A 542-nucleotide genomic window follows, 5' to 3' on the forward strand; every position below is an offset into this window, starting at 1 on the left:
CGATCAAATGGGGCGAATACTCTCTTCGTCCAGCTCCGCATCGAAAAAACGACGCAGCGTCTGGATGTTATTATCCGCAATAATCGACTCACGCGCCTGCGCGAGCTTCTCTTCATAAATGGCCTGACGCCACTCCAGCGGCGTACGCACCGCGGGATTATCATCTTCAACGATGGTCAATTCAACCGCTGAGCCCGTTAAGCTGCTCAATGCTTCAGCAAGTCGTTGCTGCGCACCGCTGGAATTGAGGTGCCGCTGCGTGGAACGCAGGTGCAGGCGAACCTCGTTGCCATTCTCTTCTTTCCAGGCATTGAGCGCCACCTGCTCCACCAGCTTAGGCAATGAAAGCTGACTGACCTGCGCGGCCCACGGGTCGCGTTCAATGGCTTCCGCCNAGCGCTTTTTTCAGCGCTTTCGGCGTGGCGATGACTTCTTTGACTTCTGCAACAGGATTGGTCGCTTTCCAGCGATACGCTTCTTTCTTCGCCGGTGCTTTTTCCAGCGCAGAGACTGCCGGACGCGCCTGAACACGTTCCGACACC

1 pseudogene is annotated in these 542 nt (G+C 56.6%); it reads right to left on the reverse strand.

What is annotated here, in order from left to right:
• Positions 1 to 3: 3 nt before the first annotated feature.
• Positions 4 to 542, reverse strand: a pseudogene (locus FDX22_RS21665) (DNA polymerase III subunit gamma/tau C-terminal domain-containing protein); the annotation flags it as partial.

It is taken from the genome of Citrobacter sp. TBCS-14 (assembly GCF_005280805.1).
GTDB lineage: Bacteria > Pseudomonadota > Gammaproteobacteria > Enterobacterales > Enterobacteriaceae > Citrobacter > Citrobacter gillenii.